A 16,901-nucleotide genomic window follows, 5' to 3' on the forward strand; every position below is an offset into this window, starting at 1 on the left:
CCATCACAGTTCCGTCATTTCGGCCAACGCTAAACCGGTAATTGGCGACCGGTTGGCGGTATTGTGCGGATACCTTCCGTTACACTCTGATCACCTATTGCAACATTTAGAGTTCTGGTGATGATGGTTAACGGGTTGATTCTCTTCATTCAGGTCGGGCTGCTGGCGCTGCTTGTCCTGTTGGCTGTGCGGGTTATCTCGCTGGTGCGTTCCGAACCCATCGCAGTCGGTCGCCAGGAAATCTGGCCAGCAACGAAGGACACGGTAGCTACCGACCTGCCCTCAAACAATTCCGAATGGCCGGTTGCCAGCAGAAGGCCGACTCCTGAAGCTGCTCCGGACCGGGCTGAGCTCATCACCCGATTGCACATTCTGGCGGGTCTCCAGGAACGGGATTGCCGTGTAAAGGGCCTGGCGCTAGCGACCGCACCCGATGCGGTCAAAGCCTATGCCACGGCTTGGCTGTACGGTGCCGGGTGCGCCATGAGCGACAAAGGCAGTCGGCATTCCGAGGCCCTGGCCGGGATTGTTGCCCAGACCATCAATCGAAAAACGGGGATTCGTCAACCGGAGGCGATGCAGGCGATCAGCACATTAACAGACAGTGCGGTTTATCTGGCTTGCTTCCGGGCGGGTCTGGAAGGAGCGGAGTTCTGGCGATACAACCATTTCGTACCGCCCACGTCGAGTCTTTACGACGCCATTACTGCCAACGCGTTTATTTAGCAGCCTGTTTGTTTGCGGTTTCAAGTACCCAGTCGGTACCCAGGGCAACGGGTTCCGCATGATCCTGCTCGTCCACTCGGGTTCCGGTTATTTCAGGCCGGCTGAAGCCGCCATCATCCGTATTGGCCATGCTGTCCACATCCACGGAACGAACCACATAGGTTACGCCGCCGGCCAGCACTTTCGCGCGATGAGTCAGGCCGAAAACAAACCGGCAGTAATCCAGCTTTAGCTGAATCAAATCCTGTTCCGCTTTGCGGATTTTTCTGAGCAGAACCTTCTGAACGCTATCTCCGTAATCCATCACGTTGTCCCTGCAAATGGCGATGCGATGATTTTACACAATCCCGTACCGTTGTCAGCCGACCAGTTGCCGGTTCAGCTGTCCCGGTGCTATTTTGCCTGGAAAACCAGCTTAACCGGGATGTTTTCGATGGGTTCCTGGCCCTGTTGCAGGTCAATGCGCCAGGTCATTTTGCCATCCACGGTGCAAAACGGGGCTGTGAAACGGGCGGAGTACTGGTTTTCCGACTGTTTGCCGAGGGGCACCGGGTACTCGCCCATGTACATGGACTCGCCCCGGAGAACAGCCAGAAAGCGTTCCGGGCGTTCCGGGCGTTCCGGTGTGGCAACGGTTAGCTGGTATTCGGTGCCCTGAGCGCCGTCGCCCGTGGTGTTGAGGGCAACCCGCCAATCTCCGGTACCACTTGACCATTGACACGGACCGCTTTCCAGCAGATCACACTGAACGGTCTGGCTTTCTCCGCCGGACGTTTCGCCAGTGTCTCCGAGCAGGCGCCAACCGAACACACCGGCAACAACCACGGCCAGAATCAATCCTGTAACAGCAATAGCGCGTAACATAACGGCTTCCTGAACAAACCTGGCCGGCATTATGGGGTTTTCTCCGGCCAAGGCAAAGGTTTCTAAACTGGCGCTACTCATGAGAAAATACTGCGCCTTCAATTCGACCCATTCTGACCACAGGACACGCCCGTGCAGCCGGATATTTCCGTTAAGCACCTGAGCAAGGTATATGGTGACGGTTTTCAGGCTCTGAAAGACATCAACCTGGATATTCACCGTGGCGAGATTTTCGCCCTCCTCGGCCCTAATGGTGCCGGCAAGACCACGCTCATCAGTATCATCTGCGGTATCGTCAATGCCTCCTCCGGACAGGTAACGGCCGCCGGTTACGACATTGTCAAAGATTACCGCAAGGCCCGCGAGACTATCGGCCTGGTGCCACAGGAACTCAACACTGATTCATTCGAAACGGTCTGGAATGCCGTTTCCTTCAGTCGTGGGCTATTCGGCAAGGCGCCGAAACCCGCACACATTGAGAAAATTTTGAAAGACCTTTCTCTCTGGGACAAACGCAACAACCGCATCATGTCTCTCTCCGGTGGCATGAAGCGCCGCCTGATGATTGCCAAGGCGCTCTCCCATGAGCCCCAGATACTGTTTCTGGATGAGCCCACGGCCGGCGTCGACGTTGAGCTGCGCCGGGACATGTGGGAAATGGTGCGCAAACTTCGGGAACATGGCGTGACCATTATTCTCACCACCCACTACATCGAAGAAGCCGAGGAAATGGCGGATCGCATCGGTGTCATTCGCGGTGGCGAGATCATTCTGGTCGAGGACAAGGCCCAGTTGATGACCAAGCTGGGCAAAAAAGAGTTGCGACTGCAGCTGCAGCACAAACTGGACAAGGTGCCCGGTGAACTGACTCTGGAGCCGATAGAGCTGTCAGAGGATGGTTACGAGCTTATATACACCTTCGATTCCCAGCGAGAGCAGGCAGGGGTAACCCGATTGCTTCGCACGCTTGGCGATCTCGGTATCGAATACCGAGACCTCCAAACCCGGGAAAGCTCCCTTGAAGAGATTTTTGTCGGCCTGGTGCACGAGTAAAACGGCCGGCTATTCTGGAGAAAAGCATGAACCTGTACGGTATCCGCGCAATCTACAATTTTGAAATGGCCCGCATGAAGCGCACTGTGATGCAGAGTGTGCTCTCGCCGGTTATCTCCACCTGCCTGTATTTCGTGGTGTTCGGCTCAGCGATCGGCTCGCGGATGGGCGACATCGACAACATCGCCTACGGCGCTTACATCATCCCCGGCCTGGTGATGCTGTCGCTGCTGATGCAAAGCATTTCCAACGCCTCCTTCGGCATCTACATGCCCAAGTTCTCGGGCACGATTTATGAAGTGCTCTCTGCCCCGGTTTCCTATGTGGAGGTGGTGCTGGGCTATGTCGGTGCTGCTGCCACCAAGTCCATCATTCTGGGGCTGATCATCCTGGCGACCGCCAAGTTTTTCGTGGACTACGACGTACTGCACCCCTTCTGGATGCTCTCCTTCCTGGTGCTTACCTCGGTGACCTTCAGCCTGTTTGGTTTCATTATCGGCATCTGGGCCGACGGATTCGAAAAACTGCAGATCGTGCCGATGATGATTGTCACACCGCTGGTTTTCCTTGGCGGTACCTTCTATTCAATCGACATGCTGCCAGAGGTCTGGCAGACCGTGAGCCTTTTCAATCCGGTGGTTTACCTGATCAGCGGTTTCCGTTGGGCGTTTTACGGCGTGTCTGACGTTCATATTGCCATCAGTGTGGGAATGACCCTCGTATTCCTCACGGCATGCATTGTCGGGATCTGGTGGATTTTCAAGACCGGCTACCGGTTGCGCTCGTGACCTGCGCATCAAGCCCGGTTCGGGGGGCGGGAGTCTGGGCCCTCCTTACAGTCAGCTTATTGCTCTACGGCTGCTCCTCAGGCATTGCTGCGCCTCAGGGCGGCCTGCCGGTTGTCGAGGCCTGCTTTGTGTCTGCGTCGGGAATGGTGCCAGTGCAACTCGAGATTGCTAGCACTTTCGAGCAACGCCAGAAAGGACTGATGGGCCGTAAGTCCATGGCAGCCGATGCCGGAATGCTGTTTAAATACCGCGAGCCGAGATCAGCCAGCCACGGATTCTGGATGTACGAGACCCTGATTCCCCTCGACATTGCCTACCTGAACGAGGATGGCAAGATTGGCAGCATTCGCAAGATGGTGCCCTGCCCCTCGGCCAGCGGCTCCGGTTGCCCCACCTACCCGGCCGGTGTGCCATTCATCGAGGCCGTGGAGATGAACGCCGGCTTTTTTCTGGAACATGGAATCGGAACGGGCGACCGGCTCGCCATCGGAAAGGACAATTGCCCGGCAAATTAGGCCGGGCAATGTCTCAGCAACCGGTTCAGCTGTCCTGCCACTCTGGCTTGCGCTTCTCCAGAAATGCGCAGATACCTTCCTGGGCATCGTCCGCCATCATGTTGTCTGCCATCACCTTTGAGGTGTACTCATAAGCGTCCTCCAGCGGCATTTCCAGTTGCCGGTAGAAGGCTTCTTTACCAATCTTCAGGGTATGGCCAGACTTGTCGGCAATGGTACGCGCCAGCTTGTAAACCATTTCGTCCAGGTGCTGCTCATCAACAATCTGATTGACCAGTCCGATGCGTTCAGCTTTCACGGCACCAATCATCTCACCGGTCAGCAGCATTTCCATGGCGTGCTTGCGTGACACATTCCGGGACAGTGCCACCATCGGCGTGGAACAGAACAGCCCGATATTGACGCCAGGCGTCGCAAACCGGGCCGTATCGGCCGCCACGGCCAGGTCGCAGCTGGCCACCAGCTGGCAGCCGGCGGCGGTCGCAACACCCGCCACCCGCGCAATGACTGGCCGGGGCAGGTTCACGATCTGCTGCATCACCTTGCTGCACTGGTTAAACAGGGCCAGCTGGAATTCATGGCTATCGAACTGCTCACGCACTTCCCGGAGGTCATGGCCGGCACAAAACACGTTGCCATGAGCCGCAAGGACGACAACCCGCGTTTCCGAATCGGAGGCGATGATCTCCAGCTCTTCAGACAAGGCCTCGAGCATAGCCATGGAAAGGCTGTTTTTCTTCTCCGGCTGGTTCAGTGTAAGCGTGGTAATGCCATTTTCGCTGTACTTGTGCACCAGCTCTTGTGTTTGTTCAGTCATGTGGACACTCCATTTGAATCGTTGCTGCACCGGGCATTCTGGAATCTTACCCAGAGTATTGCTGACTGCGTCTATACTGTCGAAGCGACTTTTGTAGGATGCTCAGTTTTCAATGCGTTGCGGTTGTTATAGACCTCTGCTGCCCATAGGCTGTTGGTAGAAACCAAAACTGCAGAGAGGAATAACGCATGTCAAAATCAATGATCCTCAAAGCCATCTTCGCTATCGCGGTTATCGGCGGAGCAGTCTTCATAATCGTAAAAGACGATCCAGCAACACCAACCGGCGACATCAACAGCATCCAGCCGCTGCCGGAACAGGACAACCCATAAATTAACCGAACCACCACACCGGAACAGGCGAAGCCACGTTGCAGACGACCAGAATCAAAGGACTGACCATCGCAGCTCTGGGCGTGCTGTTTATCGTGCCCGATGCGTTGCTGGTGAAAATCACCTCCGTGGATCCTGTGGTCTTTCTGTTCTGGCGCGGCCTGTTACTGGCGATCAGTTTTTTTGTGATCAGCTGGGCGCGATACCGTTCCCGGCTGGTGCCTGAAATTCGAAAATGCGGCCGTAAAGGCCTGTTCTGTGCCGGTGCCTTTGCCATCAGTACCCTCGGGTTCGTGGTTGGCATGAAGAACACAGCCGCCGGCAATGTGCTGGTCATCCTGAACACCGCGCCGGTCATCGCGGCCGTGATTGCCTGGGCGGTCTGGAAAGAAACGCTGCCTCTTCGCACCTGGGTAGTCATTTTGGTGTGCGTCACCGGCGCCACCTTCATGGCCGTGGGAGAATTCGGCAAGGGCGACCCTCTGGGTCTGTTGATGGCGGTGGTTGCCGCCACTGCCCTGGCCTCCAACCTCAACGTAGCGCGCTCCAAACCCGACAGCGATATGAGCGTGATGCTTATGTTCGGCGCGCTGGTGTTGGCAGGTGTTGCGGCATTGCTTGGTGGTGCGCAGATGCCCTCGGCCCGTGATTTCTTCTTTATCGCTCTGCTCTGTCTGGTGTTCCTGCCCACTGCGTGCATCCTGATCCAGATTGGCCCCCGCTATATTCCGGCGGCGGAAGTCAGCCTGATGCTGCTTCTGGAAACCGTGTTCGGGTCTTTCCTTGTTTGGCTATTCCTCGGCGAAGTACCGCCAAAGCTCAGCCTGGTAGGTGGTGTTTTAGTATTCTCCGCCCTGGCGGTGCATGGCTGGACGGAAGTAAGCCGGTACCGAAAAGCGCGGGTGGCAGTTGATTAACCCGGTTCCCGCGCGCGAAGATACGCGCTGATCAAAAACAAGGAACCGCAAAAATGACCACCGTACCCAAGCTCACCGATGCCCTGTTGACCCTCGAGAACCGTGTCGCCACGCTTACTCTGAACCGTCACGACCTGCGCAATGCGCTGACCGGCTCAAACCTGATCGACGACATCGTGACCACCGCGGAATGGGTTAACCAGTGCGAAGACGTGTCGGTACTGGTGATCACCGGAGCGGGCTCTGCGTTCAGCGCCGGCGGCAACATCCGGGACATGGCCAACCGCAGCGGCGATTTTGCCGGTGACGTGGCCGAATGCGCCGACCGTTACCGCAAAGGCATTCAGCGTATTCCGCTGGCCCTTCAGAATGTGGAAGTGCCCATCATCGCCGCGGTCAACGGTCCCGCCATCGGCGCCGGCTTCGATTTGGCCAACATGGCCGATATCCGCATTGCCTCGGAAAACGCAAAGTTCGGCGAAACCTTTCTTAACCTGGGAATCATTCCGGGTGACGGCGGCGCCTGGTTCATGCAGCGCCTGATTGGCTACCAGCGCGCCTTCGAGCTAACACTCACCGGGCGGGTGATCGATGCTACGGAGGCAAAGGAGCTGGGCGTTGTTCTGGAGGTGGTGCCAGCGGACGAACTGATGAACGCTGCTCATACCATGGCAAGCCGCATGGCCAGCCAGCCACCGAAAGCCACTCGCCTCACCAAACGCCTGATGAAAATGGCACCGAGGATGGAGCTGAAGGATTTTCTGGATGTGTGCGCCAACTTCCAGGGCATGTGCCACAACGAGCCTGAGCACCTGGAAGCGGTTAACAAAATGCTGGAAGCAATGTCGAAAAAATAGTGGCGGCGGCCAAATGGCCGCCTATCTATCAAACGGGGCTATTGCCCCGTAAAGACCTTGAGGTCGAGCTCTTTCTCCACCTGCCTTGCAATCGTCTCGTCAGAAAGACTGAAAGCCACATGGAACCCCTTTTCAGTCTCGATACCACCATCATTGATGATGGAAACCACCTGCGCAGGATCTGTCAGTTCACTGACATCTTCGACCAGCGCTATCTGATCATCTTCCGAAAGCAGACTGTTTGCCGCTTCAATCGCCGAGGAGGCACCCTGGCCGGGTGATGGCGTACAGACAATCATTCTCGCCTGCCCCACTGGCGTCACGATCAGCCGCTTGGCTTTTTCGATGGGATCGTTCACATAATCTGCGATTTGCTTACCAATAGCTTCAACTTCGGCCATGGCGGCTTGTCTCCTCATGCGGAAAACATTGAGTTAAAGCGTACGGCAGGCGTGAGAGCTTCGATCACTTGCTTTCAGACGAGGGGAATCAGGTCAATTGACTGGTTCTCTGTCATCGCTTTATTCGGAATAAATTCCCACGAACTGACGGAGTGTCGGGATTCTTTACGTATTTGAGGTGGAGCTTTGTTCTAAATGAAAAAAGTTTTTCCATCTATATGTTTTCCCGAGTTATTTTTTTGTCGGCGTAATAAATGCTTGGTTAAGGCGCCACTGGAGCGTAATTCGCTTCTGTCCGGCAAAAGGAATAATTCACCGGAGCACTAAGGGAAAGCATATGAAGACACTGAGCCTAATAGCAGCAACAGCTGTACTCAGCTTTACATCCGCCATTGCACACGCAATTCCTTTCATGTCCAGCCTTGGGGACGAATGCGTTGGATGTACTCTTTCTGGGCAAACCGTCGGAACCTATGTCGATCCTACCGGCACAGCTCTTGATGGAGCAGACTGGATACAGGATCAGGCTAGCTGGTGGGTCGATAACGCGGGTTACCGGATTTGGGAGGAAGACCTCAACAAAACTGGCACAGACGCGATCATCCACTCATTGTTTGTCTCCTACGATGACGATCTGATAATCAAGAGCAAAGGCCAAACGATCTTTGACTCTGAAGACTACAACATCAGCTCTCCGTGGACGAAGGTCATCGACGTCATAGATCTGTTGGGCGGGTCCCCTCTTATTGCGGGCGATGGGAGACTCAACTTTTATGTAACCAATAGTGAAAACTACGCGACAGGCGTTATCTGGAAAGGTGAAGCAAAGAGTGTTCCTGAACCCGGCACCCTTGCTCTATTGGGACTTGGACTCACAGGTCTCGTCGTGGCGCGTCGAAAAAAAATGCAATGATCGCCATTTGGTGTCAGTGAGGCCAGCCCCCGGGTTGGCTTTTCTCGTTTAAGGACCTCGGAAACGATAAATATCTGAGACTGGAAGAGCACTATTACCGTTGCGCTTCGGAAGGCTGCAAAGATGGTGCTCCGGGCCGGAATCGAACCGGCACGACCTAACGGTCGAGAGATTTTAAGTCTCTTGTGTCTACCAATTTCACCACCGGAGCATTCGGGGGAGGTTTTGACGGGCAGAATTGTATAAGTCTGCGTGGGGTAACGCAATTCGGATTCTGCCCGCACTATCAGGCCGCCGGGCTGGTCTCTAGCGGGTTGATCGCCCTGCCCTTATAAATGTATCCCGCGATTTTCGGTGCCTTGGGGATGCAGAGGTTTTCAAGTTCCTGGATTTCAAAGCCGGCGTGACGGATCAGGTCTGCGATGTGTCGGTTCAGGTGGCAGCCGCCGGCCAGCTTTTTCCAGCCCGGGGTAATGCGGTTTTGCCATTTCCTCGTGTCATCGTGGGGCGATTCGCCGTGTTCCAGGAACAGGAGTTCACCGCCGGGTTTGAGCACTCGGCGCATCTGTTGAAGGGCGGCGTTCCAGTCGGGAATCGTGCACAGCGTGAAGGTCAGCAGAACGGTGTCCACGGAGTTGTCGTCCAGAGGGATTTTCTCCCCGGGCAGATCCAGCCATTCCACCTTTATTGGGGTTTTGGCGAGGTTGGGCTGGGCCTTTCTACGCATGCCTTCTGAGGGCTCCAGGCCGTACACCATATCGACGTTATTGGCGTTGTAGAACTCCATATTGATGGCCGAGCCCATACCCACTTCCAGAACCACACCTTTGGCATGGGGAACCACCTGGCTACGAAGTTTCATCACCTGGCCCATTGAGCAAGCCCGGTCTATGATGTGTGGCAGTATTCTGTCTTCGTAAAAGCTCATCGGCATCACCATAATTGTTTTAAATCAAGGGTGCGACAATCGGCCCTATCGAAACTGCTAGCTTATTTAGTAGCATAGTAACCATCTGCCGGTGATAACAATATAACAATCAGAGCTAAGGCAGCGGCTGAACGGGTTCGCTGGGCCCGTTTGTTATGATGTGATCGTTACCGGAGGGTTCCCATGGAACTTGATCCTCTCATCCTATCGCGAATCCAGTTCGCGTTCGTGGTGTCATTTCACGCCATTTTTCCGGTGTTTACCATCGGCCTCGCTTCCTATATCGCGGTACTCGAGGGCCTGGCCTTCAAAACCGAAAATCCGCTATGGGTGAAGCTCTCTGCCTTCTGGACCAAGGTGTTTGCCGTGGTGTTCGGCATGGGGGTGGTATCAGGCATCGTGATGTCGTTCCAGTTTGGTACCAACTGGAGTAACTTCGCCCAGGCCTCTGCCAATTTCCTTGGCCCAATCCTGAGCTATGAGGTGGTCACAGCGTTCTTCCTTGAGGCGGCGTTCCTCGGCGTGCTCCTGTTTGGTCGCGACAAGGTGCCTGCTGGTGTTCACCTGTTTGCCGCTATCATGGTTGCCACCGGCACCTTCATTTCGTCGTTCTGGATTCTTTCGGCGAACAGCTGGATGCAGACTCCGGCCGGCACCGAACTTCGCGACGGCGTGTTCTACGTCACCTCCTGGAGCGAGGCGATCTTCAATCCCTCATTCCCCTATCGCTTCGCCCACATGGCATTGGCTTCTTTCCTTACCGGTGGCTTTGTTGTGGCCGGCGTGAGCGCCTGGTACCTGTTGCGCGGTCGCGAGGTTGAGGCCAACAAGAAAGCACTGTCTATGTGCCTTTGGCTGTTGCTGTTCATTGCGCCCGCCCAGGCAGTCCTGGGGGATTTCCACGGCCTGAACACTCTGGAGCATCAGCCGGCCAAGGTGTCAGCGATGGAAGGCAATTGGGAAACTTCCCGCAATGTGCCTCTGTTGTTGTTTGCCATTCCCGATCAGGAAAACCAGCGCAACCTGTTTGAGATTGGCATTCCCAGCCTGGCCAGTTTCATTCTCACCCACGAATGGGACGGCGAGGTTCCGGGCCTGAACGAAGTGGCTGTTGAAGAGCAGCCGCCCGTCGCGATCGTGTTCTGGTCCTTCCGGATCATGGTGGGTATTGGCTTGCTGATGATCGCCTTCGCAGTCACCGGCCTGGTTTTGAGGGCCGGAGGAAGGTACTGGCGCACCAGCTGGTTCCTGCAGGGTATGCGCTTTATGAGCATTGCCCCCTTCTTTGCGGTGCTGACAGGCTGGTTCGTGACCGAAACAGGCCGGGCGCCCTGGCTGGTGTACGGCCAGATGACCCAGGCACAGGCATTGACTCCCTCACTGACGGGCGGCATGGCATTGTTCACACTCATCGGCTATATCGTTGTGTACGCTCTGGTGTTCTCTGCCGGCGTGTATTACCTGATGCGCGTGCTTTATGTCGGTCTCGAAGACCACGATGAAGACGAGCACGAGGCCGAACGGCCGAAGCGTCCGTTCTCCGCCGCACACGTGCCTTTCGAAATCGATCACGACTCCGGCGATACTGTTGGTACTGCCAAGCCCGTAAACCAGGGAGGTCACTGATTATGGAACTGTTTGATCTGCCTCTTATCTGGGCATTCATTATTGGCTTCGGCATCATCATGTATGTGCTGATGGACGGCTTCGATCTGGGCGTCGGGATTCTCTTCCCCTTCGCCCCGAACGAGGAAGCCCGGGACACCATGATGAACTCCGTGGCGCCGGTGTGGGACGGTAACGAAACCTGGCTGGTGCTGGGTGGTGCCGGGCTCCTTGCCGCATTCCCGATGGTGTATTCCATCTTCCTGCCGGCACTGTACATCGGTGTATTCCTGCTGCTGGCCGGGCTGATCTTCCGGGGCGTGGCGTTTGAGTTCCGGTTCAAAGCCCGCACCTCCCGCTATCTGTGGAACTGGGCTTTCGCGGGCGGTTCAACCGTTGCGTCCTTCGCACAGGGCGCTGTCGTCGGCGCCTATATCCAGGGTTTCGAAACCGCCAACGGCGTCTATGTGGGCGGCGCGCTGGACTGGCTCACGCCATTCACCGTTCTCACGGGCCTCGGAATGCTGGCCGGCTACTCCCTGCTGGGTTCCACCTGGCTGATCATGAAAACCGAGGGTTACCTGCAGCAGTGGGCCTACAAGATCACCCTTCCGTTGCTGCTGGCGGTGCTGGTTGTCTTTGGCATCATTGGAGTCTGGACGCCGTTCGTGGACGAAATGGTCCGTGAGCGCTGGTTCTCTAACCTGAGTATCATCTGGGTTCTGCCAGTCCTGACCCTGCTTTGTGCTATCCAGATCTACCGTTCAGTACGTGATCGCCGGGACGGCATGCCGTTTGTGGCTACCATGGGGCTGTTCATCACCACCTATCTGGGTCTGGTAGTCAGCCGCTGGCCTTATGTGGTTCCACCGGAATACACGCTCTGGGAAGCCGCTTCCGCCTACGAGTCCCAGCTGTTCCTGCTGTTGGGCCTTCTGTTCGTGATCCCGATCGTGCTGGTGTACACCGCCTGGACCTACTGGGTCTTCCGCGGCAAGGTGCGCGCCGGAGAGGGATACCACTGAGTGGCGGAGCCACTGGCCAATGATGGCGGGGGAGGTTCCCCCGCCATTGACCAGAAAGCCGTAAAAGGCTGGCTCGCGCAGCTTGCCCTCGGCAATCGCCTCTGGATCCGCAGTGCTGTTGCAGCGGGCACAGTGGCCGGCATAGCGACCATCATCCAGATGGTTTTGTTGGCCCGGATAATTCATCTGGGCGTGATTGACGAGGTCCCTATCGCGGACCTCACTCCCCTCTTCCTTGGGCTCATTCTCGCACTGGTGGTTCGGGCACTTGGCCAGGGCTTTCAGACGCGTTTTGCTGCCCGTTGCAGCGAACAGGTACGGCGGGATGCCAGGCGTCAGCTCCACAAACACTGGCAAGCCACCGGCCCGGTAGAGCTGGGCCAATCCTCCGCAGGCACCCTTGCCCGGGAATGGATTGACCACGTGGAAGCACTGCACGGTTATTTCGCCCGTTTTCTGCCGCAAATGACGCTGTCGATGATCGTGCCCCTGCTGATCCTCGTTCTCGTCTTCTGGCTGGACTGGCTGGCCGGTATTTTCCTGCTGTTGTCTGCACCGCTGATTCCGCTGTTCATGGCGCTGGTGGGCATGGGCGCGGAAAAACTAAACCAGCAGCACTTCGAGACCATCAGCCGGCTCTCCGGACAGTTTCTGGACAAGGTGCGCGGGCTAACCACCCTCCAGTTGTTTGGCCAGACGACGGGTGCTGCAGAACTCATTCGCAAACGATCCGATCACTATCGGCGCGTTACCATGAAAACGCTGCGGATTGCGTTTCTCTCGTCCGCGGTCCTGGAGTTCTTTGCCTCAGTGGCCATTGCCGTTATCGCCATTTACATCGGTTTTGGTTTGCTGGGCTACATCACCTATGGCCCGTCCGAAGATCTCACGCTGTTTTCCGGGCTTCTGATTCTGTTGCTGGCCCCGGAGTTCTTCCAGCCCTTACGGACGCTGTCACAGCATTATCACGATCGCGCAGCGGCGATGGGCGCGGGCACAGAAATTCTTGAACGGCTAGGTTCGCCAATGCACTTCGAAACGTCCACGGATAGCAAACCGGTGGTGGGCTCGGATGATCGCATCGAGTTGCGGTCCGTCAGCAAACGCTTTCGGTCGGATCAGCCCGTGATTCAGGATCTCTCGCTGACCATTCAGAAAGGCGAAGTAATTGCCCTCACCGGCCCCTCGGGCGGCGGCAAGTCTACCCTGCTGCATCTGTTGGCCGGGTTTATGGCACCGGATACCGGCGAACTCCACCTGTTTGGCGAATCAGCGGGAAGTTTCCGGTTCGGCTGGCTGGGGCAGAAAGGCTTCCTGGTTCAGGGTACCTGGGCCGATAACCTCAGGCTGACTACACCAGATGCCTCCGATATTGCCATTGAAACCGCCCTGCGCAACGTCGGCCTTGGTTCCCTGCTGGATAGCCGCCAACAGCGTATCTACAGCCCGGTATCCGAGGAGGGTCAGGGGCTCTCCGGCGGACAGGCACGGCGGCTGAGCCTGGCACGTATTTTCCTGGCGGATTATGACCTGATTCTGCTGGATGAACCCACCGCGGGCCTCGACAGCGACAGCGAGGTGTTTGTGCTGGAGGCTCTGCACAAATTGGCGGTAGCCGGCAAAACCCTGATCTTCTCCACCCATCACCAGGCCTTGCTCACCCTGGCAAACCGGGTTCTGCTGGTCTCCGGCGGGGAGGTTCGGGATGCGTGAGCTGAAACCGTGGCTGGAGCTGATCTTAAAGCGGCCCGGACGCCTGGTGGTAGGTGGTTTTCTGATTCTCGCCACCCTGCTCTCCGGCATTGCGCTGTTGGCTGTGTCTGGCTGGTTCCTTACCAAAACGGCGCTGGTGGGATTGCTCCTGGCTGCCGGGGTGGCGGCCACTATCAACCTTTACGTGCCCGGTGGCGCTATCCGGTTTTTCGCTGTTTCCCGAACAGTGTTCCGGTATCTGGAACGGGTGTATAACCACGATACGGTTCTGAGACTGCTTACAGACATCCGCGTGAACCTGTTCTCTCGGCTGTCCCGCGCCACGCGCGTCCGCCGTGGAGAGCTGAGTGGCGCCCAGTGGCTCTCGCGCCTGACCAGCGATGTCGATGCCCTTGATACCCTGTACCTTCGCTTGATCGCACCTACGGCTCTTGCTGGCCTGGTAACCGTCCTGGTGTTGGTGCTGGCAGCCATTCTGTTTGATGTTGGAACCGCTGTACTAGTGGGACTGCTGCTTGTGATTGCTCTGGCGGTCGCAACAGTTGGTGTTTACCTCAGGACCTGGCAACTCGCGGCCCGGCAAAGCGACCGGCAGGAAGAATTGCGAACGGCGGTCATCGAACATATTGAAGGTTTCTCGGAACTTACTGCTGCCGGTCGCACTGGCAAACATGCTGCCTGGCTTATGCGCCAGGCCCATCAGGTAACCTCAGAACAGGCCAAAACCGACACCCGTGTGGGCTGGCACCTGGCGGGAACCCATCTGCTGGTAAATCTCTCTGCGGTCCTTGCGCTCTGGGCGGGCTTTGCCCTGTTCCAGGCGGGCACGCTATCCGGGCCTGTGCTGGTTTTACTGCCCATTGCTCTGCTCGGACTGGCTGAGGTCTATGCCATGCTGCCTGATGCCTTTGGCAAGCTCGGAGCCACCATCGCTTCCGCGGCGCGTCTGAACCGCGATTGCCGCAAAGAGGAACGGCAGGCTGTGAACGAAAAGCAAGGATTACCGCCGGAAACCGCCCTTCTTGCAGACAATATTGCGGTTAAGCACGCCGGTTACGCGCCGCTTTTCACGCGCTTCAATCTTGAGATTGAGGATGGCAAGCGCATCGGTATTCTGGGCCACTCCGGCAGTGGAAAGTCTTCACTCGCCGATGTGCTCGCAGGCCTTTTGCCGGTTGCTCAGGGAAGCCTGGCGCGGAGGGATTGCGTTTACCTGACCCAGAAAACCGTGCTGTTTGAAGACACGTTGCGGGCCAACCTGTTACTGGGCTCTCCGGAGGCTTCGGAGACAGAACTCTGGAGCATGCTGGAGCAGATGGAACTGGCTGAGCGCTTCGCTACCGAGCCGGATCAACTCGATACCTGGCTGGGCAGCGCCGGGAGCAGGCTCTCAGGCGGCGAGGCAAGAAGAGTGGCACTGGCGCGGGTGTTACTGAATCCAGCTCCCCTGGTCATACTGGATGAGCCGTTCACTGGCCTGGATGCCGAGACCCGGTCGAGGATAGCAAAACGGATGGAATCGCTTCTGGAAGGGAAAACCGTGGTCAGTCTCGCACACGGGTCGGATGCCCTTCCGGGCACCGACCGTGTGATCTACCTGAGCGGTTAGCGGGTTTCGAGAACCTCAAAGGTTAGTCCCGCTTTGCTGGTAAGCCTGTCCATCAGCTTGCCATCCAGCAGAGAAGACGGTGTCCAGAACCCACCCGGCTGATCCGCCGGAATATCGAACGCCAGGCACATGCCCGCTTCGCCCAACATCTTGCCGGTGGAACCGTAGCCCGGATCCTGATCGCCGGTCACTTTGGTGATGATGGTCTTGCCATCCTCGGTGCGACCAACAAAGCGCAGATCATAAAAACCGGCTTTCTGGGCTTCGGGGCTTGGGCCTTCGCCCGGCTGGGGGACGAACTTCTCCACCAGCCAGCGAGTCGGTTTGATGGCCGAGGCGGTAAAGAACGCCGCCAGGCCGCCGGTGATCGCATACGCAGCCAGCCGGCCCTTGGTGCCACGACCGGTCATCATGGCTTCATCGTAGGTGAATTCCTTGCCGTACCGCGCGTTCTGCATGGCATTGGAGCGATGCACCACCCGTGTATTGATGGCGCCCATCACGAAGGGAGCAAGCCAGGCGTTGAACGTCTTATCAAACTCGGCGCCCTTGAGGCTGGGCTGCCGGGTCTTGGAGCGATGTTCCGGCGGACAGATGGAAAACGGGTTGGCCAGCTCCTTGCGCAGCTTCGGATCCGCCGCCGCTTCCTTCGCCACATTCATCATGGAGGCAACCGTACCGCCGGAGAACTCGCCCTTGGCGGTCTTGACCCGCATGCGGACATCCTGGCACGGCATTCCGAACGTCTGCTCCGCCTGATTCTGCAGGAACCAGACGCCCATATCAGAGGGAATCGAATCGAAACCGCAACAGTGAACAATGCGCGCTCCGGAGGTTTTCGCCTCCGCCTCGTAACGCTCCACCATCTTGCGAATCCATTGAACTTCGCCGGTGAGATCGCAGTAGTCCGTGCCAGTCTGTACGCAAGCCTTGACCAGCGGCTCGCCGTAAAGCGCATAAGGGCCGACCGTGGATATAATCACGCGGGTCTGCTCACACATGGACTTGAGTGCTGCGTCGTCGGCGGCATCGGCAAGAATCACCGGCAGATCCCTGGCTTTGTCGCCTAGGCTACTCTTCAGCGTATTCAGCTTGCTCTCGGAGCGTCCGGCAATCGCCCATTTTACCGATTGGCCTACACCGTAGGTCTCGAGCAAGTAACGGGTAAGAATCTGGCCGACGAAGCTGGTGGCACCGAACACCACCAGATCATGGGCTGTTTCTGCGGATTTGGTCATTGCTCTTCCTTAGTAAACAGTGATAACAACAGAAAATGATAACGAATCAATGGTATTTCAGCGGAGCCCGGCAACCGCTTTCTCGCCCATCAAACGCATGAATACGGCAACACCCAGGCCCCAGAAACCGTTGAGGAGCAAGCCGCCCACCCAGGTCTGGGCCGAGACATCAAGCCCTTTCAGGGGGAATACCACCAGCATGGCGACTGCTGTGGGACCTACAGCCCCTACAATGACATGCCCCAGCCAGAACTTCACCCCTGCCAGGCGCCCAAGGATCAGCCACAACAACATGCCCCAAAGGCCACCAAAGAACGCCAATGACACAACCTGGGGCACACCCAGCGGCGGCACTGGTGACAGGTTGAAGGGCGCTGCGGGCACGATGCCCCCGAGCCAGAACAGTGCGAACAGACCCTGATGAAACACCAGGGTTGCGAGAAAACCACTTGCAAACGCCTTGAACCAAACCATGAACAATCCTCTGTTGGTATGAATAGTCGGCCTTAACCCGTTGATTCTGCGTAGCTCATTGAACAACTGCAACCAATGTTAACAGTTTTGAGCGCTCGTTCTACTTTCCCGGCAACACCGGTAAAT

The 16,901-nt window shown here is 57.0% G+C and carries 19 protein-coding genes and 1 tRNA gene; 12 read left to right on the plus strand and 8 right to left on the minus strand.

Annotated elements, in window-relative coordinates; translation table 11 throughout:
- Nucleotides 1-120 precede the first annotated feature (120 nt).
- A complete protein-coding gene (locus tag EDB94_RS14515) occupies nt 121-726 on the plus strand; it encodes a hypothetical protein (protein WP_108018608.1) in 606 nt (201 codons plus the stop codon).
- Here the strand turns inward: EDB94_RS14515 and EDB94_RS14520 are convergent.
- Nucleotides 719-1,030: a hypothetical protein gene (locus tag EDB94_RS14520; RefSeq protein WP_008171587.1), complete on the minus strand. Its 312-nt coding sequence runs from the start codon at nt 1,028-1,030 to the stop codon at nt 719-721. The two genes, EDB94_RS14515 and EDB94_RS14520, sit on opposite strands and share 8 nt — an antisense overlap.
- Nucleotides 1,031-1,119: 89 nt before the next feature.
- Entirely contained in the window at nt 1,120-1,590 is a 471-nt protein-coding gene (locus EDB94_RS14525; RefSeq protein ID WP_260312602.1) for a hypothetical protein, read from the minus strand.
- Between the two features lie 132 nt (nt 1,591-1,722).
- Between EDB94_RS14525 and EDB94_RS14530 the strand changes: the two genes are divergently transcribed.
- The 3 genes from EDB94_RS14530 to EDB94_RS14540 are packed head-to-tail and all read left to right on the plus strand — an operon-like array spanning nt 1,723 to nt 3,946.
- Nucleotides 1,723-2,643: an ABC transporter ATP-binding protein gene (locus EDB94_RS14530; protein WP_108018610.1), complete on the plus strand. Its 921-nt coding sequence runs from the start codon at nt 1,723-1,725 to the stop codon at nt 2,641-2,643.
- A gap of 26 nt (nt 2,644-2,669) precedes the next feature.
- Nucleotides 2,670-3,431 (plus strand): ABC transporter permease, encoded by a 762-nt coding sequence (locus EDB94_RS14535; RefSeq protein WP_108018611.1) that lies wholly within the window; start codon nt 2,670-2,672, stop codon nt 3,429-3,431.
- Nucleotides 3,428-3,946, plus strand: a complete 519-nt coding sequence (locus EDB94_RS14540) for a DUF192 domain-containing protein (RefSeq protein ID WP_181259045.1) — start codon at nt 3,428-3,430, stop codon at nt 3,944-3,946. The genes EDB94_RS14535 and EDB94_RS14540 overlap by 4 nt, the downstream gene beginning before the upstream one ends.
- Before the next feature lie 25 nt (nt 3,947-3,971).
- Here the strand turns inward: EDB94_RS14540 and EDB94_RS14545 are convergent, their stop codons facing one another.
- The gene (locus EDB94_RS14545; RefSeq protein ID WP_108018613.1) at nt 3,972-4,763 is read right to left on the minus strand and encodes an enoyl-CoA hydratase; all 792 of its coding nucleotides are present in this window, start codon (nt 4,761-4,763) and stop codon (nt 3,972-3,974) included.
- A 188-nt stretch (nt 4,764-4,951) separates the two neighbouring features.
- Between EDB94_RS14545 and EDB94_RS20740 the strand changes: the two genes are divergently transcribed.
- Genes EDB94_RS20740 through EDB94_RS14555 form a run of 3 tightly spaced genes read left to right on the plus strand, consistent with a single transcriptional unit; the run spans nt 4,952 to nt 6,869 of the window.
- Entirely contained in the window at nt 4,952-5,095 is a 144-nt protein-coding gene (locus EDB94_RS20740; RefSeq protein ID WP_008171599.1) for a hypothetical protein, read from the plus strand.
- 38 nt (nt 5,096-5,133) lie between these two features.
- On the plus strand, nt 5,134-6,012 hold the full coding sequence (locus tag EDB94_RS14550; RefSeq protein ID WP_108018614.1) for a DMT family transporter: 879 nt from the start codon (nt 5,134-5,136) through the stop codon (nt 6,010-6,012).
- 53 nt (nt 6,013-6,065) lie between these two features.
- Nucleotides 6,066-6,869, plus strand: coding sequence for an enoyl-CoA hydratase-related protein (locus EDB94_RS14555; RefSeq protein ID WP_108018615.1), 804 nt, complete (start codon nt 6,066-6,068; stop codon nt 6,867-6,869).
- Between the two features lie 38 nt (nt 6,870-6,907).
- Here EDB94_RS14555 and EDB94_RS14560 read toward each other — a convergent pair whose 3' ends face one another.
- Nucleotides 6,908-7,270, minus strand: a complete 363-nt coding sequence (locus tag EDB94_RS14560) for a hypothetical protein (protein ID WP_104271974.1) — start codon at nt 7,268-7,270, stop codon at nt 6,908-6,910.
- Between the two features lie 337 nt (nt 7,271-7,607).
- On the opposite strand from EDB94_RS14560, the gene EDB94_RS20920 reads away from it, so the two are divergent.
- Complete coding sequence (locus EDB94_RS20920; RefSeq protein WP_108018616.1) at nt 7,608-8,183, plus strand: PEP-CTERM sorting domain-containing protein; 576 nt, start codon at nt 7,608-7,610, stop codon at nt 8,181-8,183.
- Nucleotides 8,184-8,307: 124 nt separating this feature from the next.
- On the opposite strand, the gene EDB94_RS14570 is transcribed toward EDB94_RS20920, so the two are convergent.
- Together EDB94_RS14570 and EDB94_RS14575 are read right to left on the minus strand one after the other, a co-directional pair.
- A tRNA-Leu gene (locus tag EDB94_RS14570) sits at nt 8,308-8,394 on the minus strand.
- A 75-nt stretch (nt 8,395-8,469) separates the two neighbouring features.
- The gene (locus EDB94_RS14575; RefSeq protein ID WP_108018617.1) at nt 8,470-9,111 is read right to left on the minus strand and encodes a class I SAM-dependent methyltransferase; all 642 of its coding nucleotides are present in this window, start codon (nt 9,109-9,111) and stop codon (nt 8,470-8,472) included.
- Nucleotides 9,112-9,294: 183 nt separating this feature from the next.
- Between EDB94_RS14575 and EDB94_RS14580 the strand changes: the two genes are divergently transcribed.
- From EDB94_RS14580 to cydC, 4 genes are read left to right on the plus strand one after another with little or no spacing between them, the layout of a single operon-like run.
- Complete coding sequence (locus EDB94_RS14580) at nt 9,295-10,737, plus strand: cytochrome ubiquinol oxidase subunit I (RefSeq protein WP_108018618.1); 1,443 nt, start codon at nt 9,295-9,297, stop codon at nt 10,735-10,737.
- A 2-nt stretch (nt 10,738-10,739) separates the two neighbouring features.
- Nucleotides 10,740-11,741 (plus strand): cytochrome d ubiquinol oxidase subunit II, encoded by a 1,002-nt coding sequence (cydB, locus tag EDB94_RS14585; protein ID WP_014577124.1) that lies wholly within the window; start codon nt 10,740-10,742, stop codon nt 11,739-11,741.
- Nucleotides 11,742-13,454, plus strand: coding sequence for a thiol reductant ABC exporter subunit CydD (cydD, locus tag EDB94_RS14590; RefSeq protein ID WP_108018619.1), 1,713 nt, complete (start codon nt 11,742-11,744; stop codon nt 13,452-13,454). It begins immediately after the preceding gene.
- Nucleotides 13,447-15,063: a thiol reductant ABC exporter subunit CydC gene (gene cydC / locus EDB94_RS14595; protein ID WP_108018620.1), complete on the plus strand. Its 1,617-nt coding sequence runs from the start codon at nt 13,447-13,449 to the stop codon at nt 15,061-15,063. Before cydD ends, cydC begins: the two co-directional genes overlap by 8 nt.
- Here the strand turns inward: cydC and EDB94_RS14600 are convergent.
- Together EDB94_RS14600 and EDB94_RS14605 are read right to left on the minus strand one after the other, a co-directional pair.
- Entirely contained in the window at nt 15,060-16,301 is a 1,242-nt protein-coding gene (locus EDB94_RS14600; protein ID WP_014577127.1) for a trans-acting enoyl reductase family protein, read from the minus strand. The genes cydC and EDB94_RS14600 overlap by 4 nt on opposite strands.
- A gap of 57 nt (nt 16,302-16,358) precedes the next feature.
- Nucleotides 16,359-16,775, minus strand: a complete 417-nt coding sequence (locus EDB94_RS14605) for a hypothetical protein (protein WP_014577128.1) — start codon at nt 16,773-16,775, stop codon at nt 16,359-16,361.
- Nucleotides 16,776-16,901 lie beyond the last annotated feature (126 nt).

The sequence above is a fragment of the Marinobacter sp. 3-2 genome, assembly GCF_003751355.1.
In the GTDB taxonomy this organism is placed as follows: Bacteria; Pseudomonadota; Gammaproteobacteria; order Pseudomonadales; family Oleiphilaceae; genus Marinobacter; species Marinobacter adhaerens.